Raw genomic sequence first — 17618 nt, forward strand, 5'->3', positions numbered from 1 at the left:
GCCCGACCATGGCTGGATCGATACTGGACATCCCCTGCGTGACCCTGGGCGGCGAGCACAAGAAGCTCGGCGACTTCCCCGGCAAGGCGCTGCTGGTGGTCAATACCGCCAGCCAGTGCGGCTTTACCCCGCAGTACAAGGGCCTGGAGCAACTGTGGCAGGCCTATCGCGCGCGTGGCCTGGTGGTGCTGGGCTTCCCCTGCAACCAGTTCGGCAAGCAGGAGCCGGGCGATGCACGGGAAATTGCCCAGTTCTGCGAACGCAATTTCGGCGTGAGCTTCCCGCTGTTCCGCAAGGTCGAGGTCAACGGCCCCGGCAGCCACCCGCTGTTCGTCGAACTCAAGCAGCGCGCCCCGGGCATTCTGGGTAGCCAGAAGATCAAGTGGAATTTCACCAAGTTCCTGGTCGACCCGGCCTCTGGCCAGGTAACGCGCTACGCCCCCACCACCAAGCCGCAGGCCCTGGAAGCGGACATCGAGCGCCTGCTCAGCCGTTGACCGGCACCCAGTGGTCGACCAGCGCCAGCAGCTCTTCACGGCGGAACGGCTTGGCCAGGTAGTCGTTCATGCCGGCTGCCCGGCAGCGCTCGCGCTCTTCGGGCATGGCGTTGGCGGTGAGGGCGACGATTGGCAGGTCGGGCCAGCGACCGCTTTGGCGGATACGCCGGCTGGCCTCGTAGCCGTCCATCACCGGCATGTTGCAGTCCATCAGGACCAGGTCGAATTCGTCCTGTTCCAGTAGCTCCAGGGCCTCGGCGCCTTGGGTGGCCAGCTGTACCTGGCAGCCGAGCTTGGCCAGCATGCCCTTGGCCACCAGCTGGTTCACCGGGTTGTCCTCCACCAGCAGGATGCGCGCGCGGCCTTGTTCCAGGGTGATGGCCGGGGTCGCCAGCGGGTGTTCGGGCTCATGGCCCTGCAAGGTGCGGCGCAAGGTCTGGTACAGGGCGTTGCGCGCCAGCGGCCGGGCCAGCTGGTGCAGGGGGGCGAGGGCGACCGACTGTTCGCTGGGCAGGAAGTTGCCGTAGGCGGTCACCAGCAAGATCGGTGTTTTCAATGCCGGTCGCAGTTCGAACAGGTGGTCCAGGCTGTCGGTGATCAGCAGGTCGATGGCCGTGGCGTCGAGCCCCGCGCAACTGTCATGGTGCTGGTAGGCAAGGCCCCAGGCAGGCAGCAGGTCCTGCAATAGTTCATCGAGCCCGCTGCCGGCCGTGCTCAGCGCCGCCACGCGCCCGTGCAACGGTGCTGGCGCAATGGCCTCGGTGTGCACGGCCAGTGGCAGTTCGGCGGTAAAGCGGCTGCCGAAGCCAGGGTCGGACTTGATATGCAGGTGGCCCTGCATGGCCTTGCACAGGTTGCGTGTCAGCGCCAGGCCCAGGCCGGTGCCGCCGTACTGGCGTGTGATGCCGGCGCCGGCCTGGGTGAATGGCTGGAAGATCCGTGCCTGGGCTTCTTCGGGGATGCCGATGCCGGTGTCGCGCACTTCCAGGCGCACACCACCGACAATGGTCGCCAGGCGCACATCCACGCGGCCGAAGCGGGTGAACTTGAGGGCGTTGGACAGCAGGTTGCTGACGATCTGCCGTACCCGCGTGGGGTCGCCAAGCACGCTGCTGGGGAAGTCGCGGGCGATCAGGCAGGTCAGCTCCACGCTTTGCGCGGTGTTCTGCGACAGCAGGTTGGCAGTGTCCTCGACCATCGAGCCCATGTCGAACGGAATGCGCTCCAGCTCCAGTTGGCCTGCATCGAACTTGGACAGGTCGAGAATATCGTTGAGCAACTCCACCAGCACCTTGCCCGAGTCATGGGCAATCGCCAGTTGCTGGCGTTGCTCGCTGGGCAGCGGGCTGTCCAGGGCGAGGGCGATCATGCCGAGCATGCCGTTGAGCGGGGTGCGGATTTCGTGGCTCATGTTGGCGAGGAAGGCAGCGCGTGCCTGGGCCATGTCCAGCGCCCGGCGGCGGGCTTCTTCCAGCTCCTGGTTGGACTGGCTCAGGCTGCTGTTGCTGGCCTTCAGCTCGTTGGTGCGTGCCGAGACGATATCTTCCAGCTCGTTGAGGTACTGGGTCAGGCGGTTTTCCGCGGTGCGCCGCTGATCGATCTCGGTGGCCATGCTGACGAACTGCTGATTGGCGACCCTTACCAGTACGCCGATTTCGTCATGTTCATGTCCGGGTGGGCATTGCAGGCGGGTTTGCGTGGGTTTGCGCGGGTCGCTGCCGCTGAGCGCGCCAATTACCGTCACCAGCGGCTTGGTCAGCATCATGTAGAACAGCGCCAGGAGGATGCCGGTCAGCACCAGGCTGCGGGCGAAGCCGTTGAGCAGGGTGATCCCGGCACGGTCGAGAAAGCGGCTGCCGAAGGCGTAGGTGTCCACCTCCAGGTAGAGGGTGCCGAGGTTTTCCTCGGGCATGTGGGTCAGATACAGGCGTTCCTTGAACTGGCGCTGATCGCCGAACAGGAAGTCGCTGAGTGGCCGGTAGCGGTCCTCCAGGCGCGGCCGTTCGACGTCGGCCAGTACCGTTTCGTTGTTGTCGATCAGCCGCGCACGGATGATGGCCGGCGACTCCAGCAGGCCGCGAGTCAGCTCCAGCGCCAGTTCCGAGTCGATGTTGTAGGCGATGCGCGAGGCCGGGTTGTGGCTGATTTGCAGCAAGGCGCGTACTTCACGGTTGATGGACGCGTCTTCGCTGGCATAATCGATGCCGATCTGGATGAGACTGAGCAATGTTCCCAGGATGAAGCCGACCAGGACTGTCAACCGGGCTTGCTTGTATGACAGGCGATTGGTGAACTTTATATCCATGTGTCCCGAGCCGGTTTCACGTCCCTTGCGCTGCGCAAGCATAGCCGAATAGCCCCGGCTGCTGGTGGGTCTGTCTGTTCATTTCAGTTGATTGCCAAGCGGGGGCCGCTTTGCGCCCCTTCGCGGGCTTGCCCGCTCCCACAGGTATATCACTGCTCTCGAGATTTGCAGTGTACCTGTGGGAGCGGGCAAGCCCGCGAAGGGGCGCGCAGCGGCCCCAAAAAACTGAAATTCGTAGGAGTCGTCATGGACGCTCGCTTGATTGCTTTCCTGGACCGCGCCGAATCGGTACTGGCCCGCCTCGAACCCCTGTTGCCGGCCCAGCGCCCGAACATCGACTGGGCCACCACCCTGGCCGCGCGCTGGCAGCGCGATGGCCGCAGCGGCTACCTGCTGCCGCTGGAGGTCAGCCTGGACATTCGCCTCAGCGACCTGATCGGCGTCGACCTGCAGCGTGACCAGCTGGGCCGCAACACCCATCAGTTCATCAACGGCATGCCAGCCAACCATGCACTGCTGTGGGGCTCGCGTGGCACCGGCAAGTCGTCGCTGGTACGTGCCCTGCTGGCCGAGCACGCCGGTGCCGGCCTGCGCCTGATCGAAATCGAACGTGATCACCTGGCCGACCTGCCGCGTGTAGTCGAGCAGCTGCAGAAGCTGCCGCAGCGCTTCATCCTGTTCTGCGACGACCTGTCGTTCGAAGCCGGGGAGGGCGACTACCGGGTGCTCAAGAGCGTGCTCGACGGCTCGCTCGAGCAGGCCCCCGACAATGTGCTGCTGTACGCCACCTCCAACCGCCGCCACTTGGTGCCGGAGAAGGAGAGCGACAACGAGAACTGGAAGCGCGTGGACGGCGAGCTGCACCCCAGTGAAGCGGTGGAAGACAAGATTGCCCTGTCCGACCGTTTTGGCTTGTGGCTGTCGTTCTACCCCTTCACCCAGGAACACTTCCTGAACGTGGTCGAGCACTGGATCGGCCAGCTTGCGCAAACTGCCGGCCTGGCCTGGCAGCGCAGCGAAGAACTCGACATCCTCGCCGTGCGCTGGGCCACCGGCCGCGGTAACCGTAATGGCCGTTGTGCCTATCAGTTCGCCCGCTACTGGGTCGGGCTGCAATTGCTGGAGCAAAAGTAAATGATCGACCTCAATGCCAGTGGCGCCGGCCTCGACGGCTACAACCTGCTGGCGGCGCAAGTGCAGGCGCTGTTTGCCGACGAGCGTGACTTCATCGCCAATGCCGCGCAGTTTTCGGCGTTCCTCTATAACCAGGTGGATGACCTGAACTGGGCGGGGTTCTACCTCAACCGCAACGAAGAACTGGTGCTGGGCCCGTTCCAGGGCCAGGTGGCATGCGTGCGCATCCCGTTCAGCAAAGGCGTGTGCGGGGCGGCAGCGGCCACCCGGCAGACCCAACGGGTAGAGGACGTGCATGCGTTCCCGGGGCACATTGCCTGTGACAGCGCGTCCAACAGCGAGCTGGTGATCCCGCTGGTGAAGGAGGGCAGGTTGATTGGTGTGCTGGACCTGGACAGCCCGAAGCTTGGGCGCTTCAGCGAGGCGGATCAGGTGGGGCTGGAGCGGTTGGCGGCGATTTTTCTGGAGTTGACCGACTGCTGATATTTGTTGCCTGTACCGGCCTCTTCGCGGCTAAAGCCGCTCCTACAAGGATCGCACCAAGCCTGAGGGCGATGCGGTCCCTGTGGGAGCGGCTTTAGCCGCGAAGAGGCCGGTACAGGTTGAAGCATCAGTCGTACATCACCTTCTTCTTCCAGGTCTCTTCCTCATCGGTCTTGAGCCCCTGGGTCAGTTCATTCTGCTCGTCCTCCGCCGGGGCCATGCGGTCCAGCACCTGGGCGTTGGCCCGGGCCAGCAGCTTCTCCAGGTACGTCAGCTGCTCTTCATACACCTTCGGTTCCGGCTGCTTGCGCAGGTACTGCACGCCGCGCTCGAAGGCCAGGCGCGCCTGGCCTGGCTGGTTTTTCTGCAGGGCCTGCTGGCCGAGGTTGTTGAAGAACTCGATATGCAGCAGCACCAGGATATGGCGGATTTCCTTGATCCATTGCTTGGCCTCGGGCGTGGGCAGGAAGCCCTCCTGGGCGGCGCGGGTCACCTGGTTGTGCAACGCCTCCAGCAGGAAGCGCACATCCTTGGCCTTGATCTCGGTCTGGATCGGGTTGGGCGGGTTGTTCACCGGGATTTGCGCACCCAGGGCAATCAGCCTCTCCAGTTCGGCGATGCGCGCCTTGATCTCGGCATTGTGCTTGTCCATCGCCAGTTGACGCTGGTTGAGGTTGAGCTCCAGGCGGGTCAGCAGCAACTTCAAGGCCGGGGTCATGAACTGGCCGGGGAAGGTCTCGGTGATTTCGCCACAGCGGCGCAGGCGGTCGGCCAGCTCGACCTTCATCCGGGCGCGCTCGAGCTTACCGTTCTCGACCACATTGTTTAGGTAGCCGATCACGATCAGCAACGCGATACCCGCCACGATGAGCAGGGTGATCAGAAGTGGTGTCACCGTTAATGCCTCATTGAAGAAGAATTACAGCTTTGAGTGTAGTGAGTTTGCCGGGGGGCGAATAGCGGCTTTAGCCGCGAAAGGGCCGGCACAGGATTGCTTCTCTCTATATCGGCACCCCATCCCCCATCTGCACCCCAACTCACCCGGAAGTCATTGATTTAAATAAATTTCTACAAAGGGGTTGACGCCTGTCCGAACCATCCATAGAATGCGCGCCACTTGCAGCGTAAAGCACACAGCGAAACGCGGCAGGGAGTGAAAGCAGGCAGTAATGCCAGCAGCGTGTCCCCTTCGTCTAGTGGCCTAGGACACCGCCCTTTCACGGCGGTAACAGGGGTTCGAGTCCCCTAGGGGACGCCAAATTGCGGGAATAGCTCAGTTGGTAGAGCACGACCTTGCCAAGGTCGGGGTCGCGAGTTCGAGTCTCGTTTCCCGCTCCAGTTTCTCCGGCAGCGCTTCGGCGAGGCAGGAAAAGAAAATCCAGGCTGAATCGTGAGGTTCAAACCTGGTGCACTGAAAAGTGTCGTGTGTCCCCTTCGTCTAGTGGCCTAGGACACCGCCCTTTCACGGCGGTAACAGGGGTTCGAGTCCCCTAGGGGACGCCATTTGCGGGAATAGCTCAGTTGGTAGAGCACGACCTTGCCAAGGTCGGGGTCGCGAGTTCGAGTCTCGTTTCCCGCTCCAGTTTAAATACTGTGGCGTCTATGCGGTGCAGTGGTGGTGAAGGTCTTAAAGGCGCTTCACGCCGATAGCGGTAAGGTTTCACAATGCGGGAATAGCTCAGTTGGTAGAGCACGACCTTGCCAAGGTCGGGGTCGCGAGTTCGAGTCTCGTTTCCCGCTCCAAATCGAAGAACGAAGAAAGGGACGCAAGTCCCTTTCTTCGTTTTTGTCGTTTGTTTTTCTTCGCCATCCAGACCGCAGGGTATTAGCCCTGCGGTCTTTTTTTTGCCTGTCATTTGTAGCTTACGGTAAAGCTCAGTGCTCCCTCGGCCGAACCTGGCTTCACTATCGGCGAGCTCTGGTAGTAGCGGGCGTAAAAGTCCAGGCGGGTGATGCCGATTTCCACGGGCTTCATGCGCACTTCCGCTTGCAGGGGCATGGGGTTGCTTGTGTCGCCGCGCAGCAACTGGATTTCGACCCCGTCGGCGTCCGAGGCGCTGGTCAGGCTGAAGCGCCCTTGCGCGGGTACGGTGGGTTTCGAACCATCGATACCATCCAGCTCTATGTACACATTGGCGGTACCGGGGAGGGGCGCGCTGGCATCTTTGCAGTCAACGAGGTTGATGTGGAAGGGGACGGGTTTCGTCGTTGTGCCAACCCCTTTGAAATCATCGGCCTTGTAGTCGCCCAAGTGTACGGGGTCGGCACTGACTGCATCGGCTTTCAGCGAGCATTGTGCCTGGTTGACTTCCGCTCTCAGGCGATACTCCAGGACCTTGCCCAGGTGATGGATGGACCCATGGAACAGTTCACCGTCGATGCGTTGTGTCCCTGAGGCGATCGGGCCTGTCTTGATGAGCCATGCCTGGCCGTACAGCCTGGAAATTCTCAGGTTGAATGGCCCGGCGCTGGCCATGGTGCCGGTATAAGGGATGGTCGGCCTGCCATGGTCCGGGCGAAAGGTGTTGGGGGCGCTGCCATCGAAAGGGTCGAACAATTCCAAGTACACGCCCACCCCCGCCACATTGGTCTGCATGACATAGCCGTCGACGTTCCTGCCATCTATAGGTGGCAGGCTGCCAGGAAATACCGGAGCGGTGTTGGGCAAGCGGGCGGTAGGTATGTCGAGGTCGTTCCAGAAGCAATTGATGACTGCGCCCTCATTGTTTGTCGTGTCCATTGCGCCGCGGGCGATGACGGTACCGACAGGCGCATCGCGTGGTACCCAGAATGTGCCCATGTCGCGCTCGTAGGTCATGTAGCTGCCGCCCGCATCAAACGCGCAGCCTGCCTGTGCGGCGGTCGTCCATAACCCAAGGGCCAGGCTGCAACCGGCGAGCCACAGGTTGCGGTCCAGGGTGAGTCTGAGCAGTTTCATAAAAGAGTTTCCTGGGGTTTTTCGTCAGGCAGGGCTGCGCTTGCGCCCGCCTGGGGAAGTGGGCAATTCAAGGTTTTCAGGCGGTAACCGCCGTCCTGTTCGAGGACTTGCGGGTCGATGCTCAGTTGGCAGACGTCGTCACCGGCACCGCCCCAGATCACCTGTATCTGCTGGTGACCGGCCCTGCGCGCCGACACCAGGGCCTGGCCTGCCTGGCCGACGACCCCTAGCGTCACGCCATCGGCATCGACTACCTGGGCACCGAATGGCACGGGGGCGCCATTGGCCTGTAGCAGCGTCAGCACCAGGCGGGATACATGCTCGGCATTGAACGATGCCTTCATCACCGCACCGCGCCGTGGCACGACTTGTTGGCTGGCATTGCCAATCACCACCTCTGGTGAAAGGTCGTCGGTCTGCAGCACCAGATTATTGAGCCGGTAGGGGCGCAGGTACGGGATCAATGCATAGCCTTCGGCATTGGTACGCGCCGCCGGGGTGTTCTGTACACCAACGCCTGGCACGCCGGGTACATGAACCAGCGCCATGGTTTCCCCCAGATGGCTACCGAAGGCCACACCCTCGTCATGCAGCAGCACGGCGCCACTGGCATTCAACGACAGGCTGCGATAATCGCTGGCTTCGGTATAGCCCATGCCAATACTGGCCTGACTGCCCTGATAGGCCATGGACAGCGCGGCGCTCTTGCGCCCTTGGTTATCATTGGTCAGTGCGGTGTTGTAGCTGAGCCGGCTGTCCAGCAAGCCGCCGTTCAGGCTGGCCCGTTCACTGTAGTGGCCATTCTCATGGCGCAGGTCGAAGCTGGCCTGTTGCTGGCGGCGAAAGTCCAGCGGCAGGTTCAGGCTCAGGCCGAAAGAGCGGCTAGCGTGGTTGCTGGTGTCCAGGGCTTGGGTGGCGAACAGGTTGACCCCCACCTTGCCCAGTTGCGTGTTGTACTGCAACTGGTACTGGCGGCGCTGGTAATTGGTTTGCCAGTAGGTGTCCTGGGAGAAGGTCAGACTCAGCGAACTGCGGTCACCTACGTTCTGGTAGACCGAAGCTTCCAGTCGGCTACGTCGGTTGCCAAGGTAATCGATGTTACTGCTGCGCTGTTGCACGGCCTCGTCGAAATCGCGGTAACCCTGGGTCGAGTAGCGGTAGCCGGCGAAGCGCAGGCTGGTACGGGTCTGGAAGCTTTTGCCGTAGCGCAGGGCAAGGCTGTGTCCCTGAACCTTGCCCTGTTCATGGCCCAGTTCGCTGGTAGCACGGGTGACATCGAACGACAGTGCTCCCAGGTTGCCGACGTCGCGGGCCAGACCCAGCACGCTGGCGTTGTAGTACTCGCTGGAAAGCAGGCCGCCGTACAGAGTGGTGTCCCAGGCACCGCCACGGGCCAGGGTGGCTTGCCAGAAGACCGGGTTGTCCAGCTGCTGCGCACTTTCATATTGGCCAACGGTGGCGCTGTAGCGCCAGATGCCTTCGCGCAACAGGCTGCCCATGGTCGAGTAGGGTTGGGTGAAGCGGCGTACCTGGCCATCGGCTTCGGTGATGACCACTTCAAGCTCACCATGGCTGGACCCTACGCTGAGGTCGTCGATGGCGTAGGGGCCGGGGGCGACGTAGGTAGCGTAGATGGGGTAGCCATTGTGCAGCACTTCGACCTTGGCACGGCTTTGCGCCACGCCACGGATTACCGGCGCATACTGCTGCAAGGTGTCGGGCAGCATGCCGCTGTCCGAGGCCAGCTGCGCGCCGGTGAAGCGCACGCTACGGAACATCTCGCTATTGGTGAAGGTTTCACCCAGTGTCAGGTTGGCCTGCAGGCCAGGCAGGTCGCGCTGGGCATAGGTATCGCTACGTGTCCACTGGCGTTCACCGTCGGGCGTCTGGCGCAAGGCCTGCTTGCTGCGCAGGCGCCAGGCGCCCAGGTTGATACCACTGTTCAGGTACAGGTCCTGGCTATTACTGCTGCGGCCGTCGCGCTGGTTGCTGTGTTGGGCCGAGGCCTGGTAGTTGATGAACGCGGCATTGATGCCATTGCTCCAGCGCTCTTCCGGAATGCTGCCCGAACGGTCCTGGCGCAGGGCGATCTGCGGGATCGACAGAGCCAGGTGCAATTGTGCGGCGTTGAACTCGGCGGTTGCCTGCGGGAGATACTGCGCCAGGTCCAGGCACTGCGAGGTGTCGGGCAGGGGAGCCTCCAGCGCTTGTTCACGCAGGTTCAGACTGCGCAGCAACTCGGCCGTGAGGCAGGGTTGCAGGCCGTCGCCGTGGGGGGCTTCGACGAAGTCGAGCTCCTGTTCCGGTAAGGTGTCGAAGTTGAGCGTGAGGTTAACCCGGTAGCGTCCGGGAGGCAGGCGTGCCTGCGTGGCTAGGTGGCGCAGGGCCAGGGCACCCGCTTCGGCGGGCTGGCCGGGTGCCTGGCGCATGAAGCCAGATTGGAAGGCCATGTCGATTTGTTCGGCAGGTGCCGGGCTGGCCAAGGTCAGGGCCAGGCAACCGCCGAGCAGCGGCGGCAGCGGGGCGAGGCGCGGGCGCAACGGCATGAGCCTGCGCCGGTCGAGCTGGAGCATGAGCGAGTCCTGGGTGGCGCCGTCAGACGATGCACCGTTGGGCTCGTGCTAGGCGCCTGGTGCGATATTGGGAGTGGCGTGACGGCAGGTTGCGCTGCGGGATCACGGTTTACAGGCGAGGGCAGGGTAGGGGGGGAAGAGGGGGCGGGAATGTAGGAATAGTCAGTAGTCGTGGTGGAAGGAGTCGATGACGAAGCAGGTGACCCGCTAGCCGGTTCCCGCGGCTTATCAGCTGCGGGAACCGGTGCGATGGGCGTTAGCCTAGTCGGCCGACACCGTACTTTCCGTTCTTCATTTTCCCGAAAAAGAAGTTGTTATGTTCATCCAGCAGTGTTAGATCTCCCAGCCCGGTGCCTGGGGGAGCTGGGGCCCTAGTTCCAGTGCGGGCCGCGGCCTTTGTTGCATTTTCGGCACGAAGGCCCGCTGAGGTACTTGGTCCGTCGCTTACTAGCCTTGGCGAAGGTGTAGGTGTAGATGTAGGCGTAGGTGTAATGGGCGGGCTTCCTGGGGCAGTGGTTTGGGTTGCTGAGGAAGTAAAATTCACTTCCCGTACGGGTGTGCGAGGCGTGATTTTGAGACTTTTAACAGAGTTATTGATTACCTCAACCTTAGTCGCAACGTTGACCGCGGAACTACTAGCCGACTTCGCCGCCTTCACTGCCGCCCTCGTCGCTGCCGAACCGTAGCCGCCGGCATACATGCCAATGACGCTGAACACTGTACTGATGTGGAACAGCGCATCCGACAGCTCAGGGTTTTCAATCCTCTTTGCAGTTCCCACACCCTGGAGCACGGCAGCGACACCGTTGGACGCTACCCCTACAACACCCGCCACATAGCCGGCCGTGATGCCGAGGGTAGCCGGTGCCGTCCATGGCATGGCGATGGCCGAGACCACGAAGATGGCGGCGGTCGCAGCCACACCAAGCCAGACGTACCACGGTATCTTGGGTTTATTATCCGAGATGATCTCCAGCGGCGCTTCGCGGCCATGTGTCACCGGTTGGCCACGGTGGCCGGTAGGGTCTTGCCAGTAGACCGGGTTACCCAAGGCATAGCTGTACGGGTTGATGCCGGTTTCTTCGGGGGGGAGCGAATCTGGGCTATGGAAGCGCATCAGGCGTGGGTTGTAGGCCCTATACCCAAGACCCAGCAGGTACCAGCCCAACCAGCCCAACCAGCCAAGAGCGCGCTCACGTGCTTCGCCATTGAACGCCAACAGGCTGCGCAGTTCTTGTGCGCTGTCCTCAGGCAGTTGTTCGCCGTACGGTGCGTAGCATGCATAGCGCGTGGTTTGCTCTTCGCTTTCGCAAATCACACTACCAGTGTGGTCGGTGAGCAGGAAGGTGACAGGCCCCACCGCGTTCTGTTCGCCCACGTCCAGTTGAAATTCCGCGCGGGGTTGGCCGCCAGTATGCAGGTACTGTGTCAGCAGTCCGTCCTCGAGGACGCTGTCCATTTCATAGCCCAGGTAGCGTCGCTGCTGCCGACTGTTGTCGTTACTGGAATAAACCAGTTGGTCATGGCCGTCATAGCCATACCGCGCTTTCAGCGTGCCAGCCGCATCCAGCACTTGTTGCAGCCGCCCGAAGGTGTCGTAGTACAGCTTGTTACCACATTCGTCGTTGAGCATATTGCCCAGTGCGTCATAGCCGAACGACTGCTCGGCTGGGCAACCCTCCGGCGGCAAAGTGTGTGTGACCTTGTCCAGTTGATAAATGTCATGGCTGGCATAGGTGAAGTTTGCATCGTCTCGTTGGCCATCGATGAAGGTCGTTCGGCAACGCTTGATATTGTCCACGTCGTCGAAACTGAATATCTGGGTCTTGATCTGTCGGCCATTCGCGACGGTTCGGGCGATGTCTTCCGGGCAGTCATACTTCGTCAGACGGCCAAGTTCGTCGTATTGGAATGTTTCGTGACGAACACGCCGCCCACCGCGTTCCAGTGTACGCGAATGCAGCATGTCATCGTCCTGCCATACCTGTGTGAAAGTCTGCTCCTGGCCGTTTACACTCAGCGTGCGGCTGATTTCTCGTCCTAACGTATCGTAGTACTGATTACAAAGGGCAACAGGTTGTTGTTCCGGGATGGGGTTGGTTGTATCGCGGGTTTCGGTCGACTTGAGCAAACCGATGTCGTTGTACGCCAAGGTGGATTTCAGTGGGCCTTGTACAACACTGCTGATTCGACCGAGGTCGTCGTACTCATAATTGCACGGCAACCCATCACTGTACTTGCGTTGTAGCGGCCGGCCTTGCCAGGACTGCTGGTAGAACGTGCTGTACGGCATGCCGCCGTGCTCCTGCCAGTGTTCCTCTGCCAAGTCACCCTGGTCGGTGTAAATATAACTGCGTACCCCAAGGGCATTGCTGGCAGTGTTGATATCCGCGCTGCTGACGTCGTACTCGAAGTCGGCGTTCTCGGTGCTCAGCAACTGGCCTTGTTCTTCCACTGTGGCCGTGAGCTTTTTCGGTTGTTCGGTCAGTTCCGGCTCGTAGTCATAGCGGATGATATGCTTGCACTTGCCTTTGCCGGTCATTTCCAGCTTGTACGCCGTGCGCGTTTCGACCAGTTGAGTTGTGCCCCTGTAGGTATAACATTCCTCCCGTGAGCCCACCGCCAGACGCACCAGCCGATCAAGGCCGTCGAAGTTTCGTTGGTACAGGATCTGCCCGGTGTTACTGCCAGCCACTTTCAGTTCAAGTCGCGTAACCAGTTCCCCCACGCTATGGCTGGCGAACTCGCGCAACAAGGTCGCTCCGTTCGGCCGCTGGTTGCTGAACATTCTTCCCAGCGCGTCATATCTGAACTGGTTGGTACGGGTGATCACCCTGCTGCTGTCGACAGGGTCTCTGATGGTCTCGGTTTCGCTGAGGCAGCGGCCAAGTCCGTCATAGGTGTAGTCGGTGCGACCGACCTGTAATACAGGTCTGTCTTTTTCCTCCACCTGTCGGTATTCGTAGACCGGCTTGCCGAAACGGTTCAGCTTGCTGATGTGCAACTGCAGACGCTTGCCTGGCAACTTCGGGCTTTCGATCCAGCGAGTCACCAGTCGCCCACCGGCCTCGAGTGGCGAGGTGTCGACGCGTTCCCTTACGCCATCCGGGCGAATAACGTCACTCCGTTGTCCCCAGCCATCGTAGGCGTAGCGGTTTACCAACTGCAGCACGCGCTCTGTTTGTGACCCATCGTTGGCCGGCAGATAGTCAAAGCTGGTTTCGCTGGCCAGGCGGCCAGCCGAGTCATAGCGCATTTGGGATACGGTGCGCGTAATGGGGTTGCCGCTGAGTGGGTGCTTGGCTGTGCGCTGCTCCTTGATAGGGCGGCGGTTGCCGTCGTAAACGATGCGGGTGATGACCCCCTTGCTGTCTGTGATTTCTTCAGCAGCGCGTATCTTTCCGTCATCCTCAAGGAACTTATAGACCGTCGTGTGTGTAGCGGCAAATGACGTGCCCGGGCTAGCAGTTTGCCCGATGACGCGCCCCAGCAGATCGTGTCGATAGCGTGTGAACACGCCATTGGCGTCCTGTTCCAGCACTAACTGCCCGGTGTGCAAGGCAAAGGTGCTGGTTGTCTTTCTCTGCAGGGTACCTGTGTAGTCAGTGAAGGTTTCGGTGTTTTGGCCCCAGCTCAGCGTGCCATCATCTGCCTTGACCTTCTCATACTTCCAGCTGCTGACAGCTTTAGTGTCATTGATTTCCAGGACTTGCTTATCGAGTCGACCATGCAGGAACGGCAGGTCGGGCTTGTTGAGGTAGTGGCGCTTTTTACTGTTGAGTAAACGCCCGTCTTCTACCGGACCTTCGTACATGTCTTCCTGCTGCAGCGCCAGCCAATTTGGCAGGTTGGGCAAATCTGGGGCGATGTTGGCTTGGGGAATTGCAGGCAGTTCGATGTATTTATACAGGTTGCTCACGACCTGCGCCTTCGGTGCTTCTGGATTGTCTGTGCTGGCCGGGTAAATGGTGGCGGTCATGAGGTTGCGAACGAAGCCTTCCGGGTCTTCGGTGCCAGGATAGTAAGTGCGCTCCATACGCGAGCCGTCGGGTTTGATCTCTGTCAGCAGGTTGCCGTAATTATCATAGAGGGTAGTCGTTTCTTCGCTATCGCCTGGTTCCGATGAGCCAGCCTGGCGCCAGCTTTTTATAACTTTATGTGGTAGCTGGAAGTAAGCAGGCTGGTCGCCGAATTGTGTGTTTTCTTTTTCGTGGTACTTCGTACTTATCGTTTCGATGCAGCCTTGCTCAGTGGTGGTCTGCAGGGTCATCAGATGAAACCGGTTGAATGTGCTGACGACCGTCCGCTGAATAGCACTGCCGAGATAATGCTCGGCAGTCGAAGTGTATTCATAATGGGAATTGGCGTACCTGTACAGTTGATCTGTGCCATCATCTCCATAAATAAGGCCAGTGTTATTGCCAAGGAAGTTGTTGCTTGAGAAACGGTAACGTGTTCGCATGTGAGTGCTAGTATCGAGCCGGTCGGGCATGACCACATGCTCTTCGACACAGGGCAGTGTGCGCTCGATACCCGGGTATTTGTGGCCATCACCTTTGTACCTTATCGTTTCCACGCCGCCATCTGGGTTTTTGATGCGATTTATGAAGTAAAGTGTAACTTTCTCATTGCCTGTGCCTTGTTCATGGCTTTGATAATTCACGTCCCAGTATTCATCGGTCGAGGTGGGCAGGATTATTTTTCTGAGTTGTTCGCTGTCCAGCTTCAGCGTGTAGCGCGCGCTGTCGGGGGTTTTCGGGTTGCTTGTGATACTGACCTGATCTGTTAACGAATAGTCGATTTCGAGCAAACTGCGTCCCGTATCGTCCGTGATCGAGGTCAGTCGTGGGTGATCTTTCTCTGTGTCGTACATGAACCTGATGCCATGGCCAGAGGCATTGGTGACGCGTGCCGTTATTGCTATATCGGGGTTGCTGCGTTGTGGTTCAAGAATCTCGATCAACCCAGACTTGTGGGCAATTCGATAGCGCTTCCTGTTGTCTTTGCTGATGTTCTGGAAGTGAAAACTATCCAACTTTACTTCAGGAGTTACAGGTTTTTGCCCGGGCCCGTTATCGTGAACTTTAAATGTCTCGCCGGTGTAAAGATCGAGCATGCCGGTGAGGGAGTTGAAGCGACTGTTCTTTAGGTTCCAACCAATACCAAAACCGGCATTCGTACTATTCATCGGGTTGAAATCAAGTTGCCCAGGATAATCCGGGCCACACAAGTCATTGGCGTTCAGTGGTGGCAGGGCAATGGACTGGGTAAACAAGCCGGTGCGTGGGTCGACACTACTTTGCATGAAGCTGGAAAAATGGAAGGCATTCGATGTGGTTGCCATGGCGTTAGGTCCTGAGAGGTTAATGTGCTGGCCGCGCTGTAGCCCAGAAAGAAAACCTGAATGCGCAGTGGTTCTGCGTGCGCATGAAGCCCGCCTTATCTGGTTCTTCAAGTCGTGTCTTTTCAGCGGGCTGCCCAGGCATTACGAATATCAGAAGCGCTCAGCCTGTCTCGAAGGCTAAGAAAAAAACTACGCCTGCGCACCTGGTAAAACTGATAGGTGCGCCTTGCCTGCACAGCAGCGTGGCGCTGCCGGCTACCTGTTAATTCTGCTAGTTGTCTGCGCCACAGGCCTGCTCTAAAAATGACCTGGCATGTGATCGGATATCAGCGGGTGGCGCTACGGCAACGCTGTCTTGCGTTTCACTCCCCCATGTTCCCCTTATTGTGACCTGCGTATCTGATCTCGGTGTGAAGAGAGGTGCGTATGGAGTGGAGGTATTGATATGGTTGAGCGACCGGGCCAACCGAATATTGGGCTTTTGAAATCCTCTTCTGTGGATTGTCTGGAACGAGATATCAAAAATAGTGGTTACCGTAAGGAGGATCTTGCAGCGCCTAGCATTCCTGACTTGACTGCGTCCAATGAGATTGACCTGGACAAGTTGGGTGCTAATGACTTGCGCACGACGATTCAGTACGACGGCATGAAGAAAGACGACAGGTTGCGCGTACGTTGGTTAGGACGAGGTACAACGGGAAAGGCATTCGACTATGTAGGTAATTTTTATATCGAGGATAAAGACCTGCCCGACGGGCTTGAAGTAAGCATCCAGAACCAATATCTGGTCGACGCTGCCGGCGGAGAGGTATTTTATTCCTACACCTTTCAACCTGGCTCGTCTGAAGAGGCCGAGTCGTTGCGCAGGTTTTGCTACATCGGGCTGAGGCCGCGCTTAGGTGAAACGCTGTCTGTACTGCAACTGGTTCAGTCGCACGGCCTGATCATCCAGCCAGACAAGCTGCCTGGGGCCGGGCTGACAGCAATGGTGCCTCGCTATCAAGCCATGCGCGAGGGCGACAAGGTCACCCTCAGGGTCGTAGGGTATGAATCCGACGGTACCGAGGATCAGACCTGGACACGGCAGGTCACCGTAGGCAAGACCCACTTCGATAAACAAGCCATCAGTGAAGTGATCGGGAGGGGGTTCTTCGACTGGATCGACCCGGGCTACGTGTTGGCGTCCTACACCATAGATTTCGTCGACGGTGGGCAACTGGAGTCTCCGGTACAGCGTCTGACAGTCGACTCAGACGCTACGCTACCCGGCTATCTCGATAAACCGTCAATTGACGGGTACACCGAGGGCGATCCGCTGGATCCCAGCAAACACCCTGATGGCTTGGTGGTCAAGGTGCCGGAATATCCTGGCATTGCGGATTCGGACTACATCGTCATGTTGTGGTCGATCCCGGGCGGGGGGCGGCAGTGGCTGCCATCCTTGCGTGTGGACCCGAGTACGCGAGCTTCCGACTCGATCGTCTTCCAGGTTGACCAGGAAATACTCGTCGAGAGCCAAAGCTCCAAGGTAAGTGTTTCTTTCCTGTATGGTCGCCAAGGTGCCGCGTTGCACTCGCAAGTACTGGAAGTGAATGTGCAGCGTGCACGTCTTCCTGATGCCCCGACGGTTGCCAAGGCTACTTCTGATGGTGCGGCAAATAGAGGTCTCATACTGGCGGGCGAGTCTACGGCTGGTGTTTATGTCGATGTGCCTGCGGCGGAGGTGCAAGAAGGAGAAGTGCCCCACGTTCATTGGTGGGGACGCACCCCGTTTGGCCAGTATATCGCCCAGGAACCGGCTTCCCCGGCCAACCCGCTGCGGTTCTGGATCCCCCCGGAATATGTGCCGGCCAATATGGGTAAAGGCGAGAAGGATTTTACCGAGCGCTTCGATGTTTTCTATCGTTTGACGCGAGGCGACGACTACGTCCAATCGCAACCTTACAAATTGCGTATCAAACCCTTGGCGACATCTACTTACCCATCTGTGAGATGTGAGGGTTTCGATGACGGCGGAGTATCCCTTGCCGCTGTGCCCGAGAAGGGGCTTGGGCTGATGTTGGATACTTGGACATTCGTAGCCGCAGGTCAGTTGCTGACTATCGAAATGTCCGGTGTGGACAAGGCGTCACAACCGGTCAGGGTCATCGTAAGGGACGCTAAAGCCGTCACGGTCGACGAGGCGAATAATGGGGTCAAGGAGTTACTCGCCAAAGACCATCTTAGAAAATTGAAAATAGATGATCGTTTCACGTTGAGCGCTCGGGTGAGCTTTAACGGAGGCGAACATTTCTTTCAATTCATTCCTTATTCATTGCCGCTGCGCAACTAACAGGTTGTTCAC

General features: G+C 59.5%; 9 protein-coding genes and 5 tRNA genes. 9 read left to right on the top strand and 5 right to left on the bottom strand.

Annotated elements, in window-relative coordinates; all coding sequences use genetic code 11:
* Nucleotides 1-8 precede the first annotated feature (8 nt).
* Entirely contained in the window at nucleotides 9-497 is a 489-nt protein-coding gene (locus CAG18_RS24825; protein ID WP_015269382.1) for a glutathione peroxidase, read from the top strand.
* Here the strand turns inward: CAG18_RS24825 and CAG18_RS24830 are convergent.
* Complete coding sequence (locus tag CAG18_RS24830) at nucleotides 487-2844, bottom strand: response regulator (RefSeq protein ID WP_085721754.1); 2358 nt, start codon at nucleotides 2842-2844, stop codon at nucleotides 487-489. The genes CAG18_RS24825 and CAG18_RS24830 overlap by 11 nt on opposite strands.
* Before the next feature lie 204 nt (nucleotides 2845-3048).
* Between CAG18_RS24830 and CAG18_RS24835 the strand changes: the two genes are divergently transcribed.
* Both CAG18_RS24835 and CAG18_RS24840 read left to right on the top strand, forming a co-directional pair.
* Nucleotides 3049-3936, top strand: coding sequence for an ATP-binding protein (locus CAG18_RS24835; RefSeq protein WP_015269384.1), 888 nt, complete (start codon nucleotides 3049-3051; stop codon nucleotides 3934-3936).
* Complete coding sequence (locus tag CAG18_RS24840; protein ID WP_003260813.1) at nucleotides 3937-4419, top strand: GAF domain-containing protein; 483 nt, start codon at nucleotides 3937-3939, stop codon at nucleotides 4417-4419.
* Nucleotides 4420-4546: 127 nt separating this feature from the next.
* Here the strand turns inward: CAG18_RS24840 and CAG18_RS24845 are convergent, their stop codons facing one another.
* Nucleotides 4547-5314, bottom strand: a complete 768-nt coding sequence (locus CAG18_RS24845) for a hypothetical protein (protein WP_015269386.1) — start codon at nucleotides 5312-5314, stop codon at nucleotides 4547-4549.
* A gap of 287 nt (nucleotides 5315-5601) precedes the next feature.
* On the opposite strand from CAG18_RS24845, the gene CAG18_RS24850 reads away from it, so the two are divergent.
* From CAG18_RS24850 to CAG18_RS24870, 5 genes are all read left to right on the top strand, one after another.
* Nucleotides 5602-5677, top strand: a tRNA-Glu gene (locus tag CAG18_RS24850).
* Between the two features lie 4 nt (nucleotides 5678-5681).
* Nucleotides 5682-5757, top strand: a tRNA-Gly gene (locus CAG18_RS24855).
* Nucleotides 5758-5846: 89 nt separating this feature from the next.
* A tRNA-Glu gene (locus tag CAG18_RS24860) sits at nucleotides 5847-5922 on the top strand.
* Nucleotides 5923-5925: 3 nt separating this feature from the next.
* Nucleotides 5926-6001 (top strand) — tRNA-Gly (locus CAG18_RS24865).
* 85 nt (nucleotides 6002-6086) lie between these two features.
* Nucleotides 6087-6162 (top strand) — tRNA-Gly (locus tag CAG18_RS24870).
* A 109-nt stretch (nucleotides 6163-6271) separates the two neighbouring features.
* Here the strand turns inward: CAG18_RS24870 and CAG18_RS24875 are convergent.
* The 3 genes from CAG18_RS24875 to CAG18_RS24885 all read right to left on the bottom strand — a co-directional run bounded on the left by CAG18_RS24875 (nucleotide 6272) and on the right by CAG18_RS24885 (nucleotide 15274).
* Nucleotides 6272-7357 carry a fimbrial protein gene (locus tag CAG18_RS24875; RefSeq protein WP_085721755.1) on the bottom strand — a complete coding sequence of 362 codons (1086 nt, stop codon included), beginning with the start codon at nucleotides 7355-7357 and terminating at the stop codon, nucleotides 6272-6274.
* Complete coding sequence (locus CAG18_RS24880; RefSeq protein WP_085721756.1) at nucleotides 7354-9930, bottom strand: fimbria/pilus outer membrane usher protein; 2577 nt, start codon at nucleotides 9928-9930, stop codon at nucleotides 7354-7356. Before CAG18_RS24880 ends, CAG18_RS24875 begins: the two co-directional genes overlap by 4 nt.
* Nucleotides 9931-10186: 256 nt before the next feature.
* Nucleotides 10187-15274: an RHS repeat domain-containing protein gene (locus tag CAG18_RS24885; RefSeq protein ID WP_085721757.1), complete on the bottom strand. Its 5088-nt coding sequence runs from the start codon at nucleotides 15272-15274 to the stop codon at nucleotides 10187-10189.
* A gap of 445 nt (nucleotides 15275-15719) precedes the next feature.
* Here CAG18_RS24885 and CAG18_RS24890 point away from each other — a divergent pair, with 445 nt between their 5' ends.
* Nucleotides 15720-17606, top strand: coding sequence for a hypothetical protein (locus CAG18_RS24890; RefSeq protein WP_143492691.1), 1887 nt, complete (start codon nucleotides 15720-15722; stop codon nucleotides 17604-17606).
* Nucleotides 17607-17618: the final 12 nt, after the last annotated feature.

This window comes from Pseudomonas sp. B22(2017) (genome assembly GCF_002113105.1).
GTDB lineage: Bacteria > Pseudomonadota > Gammaproteobacteria > Pseudomonadales > Pseudomonadaceae > Aquipseudomonas > Aquipseudomonas asiatica.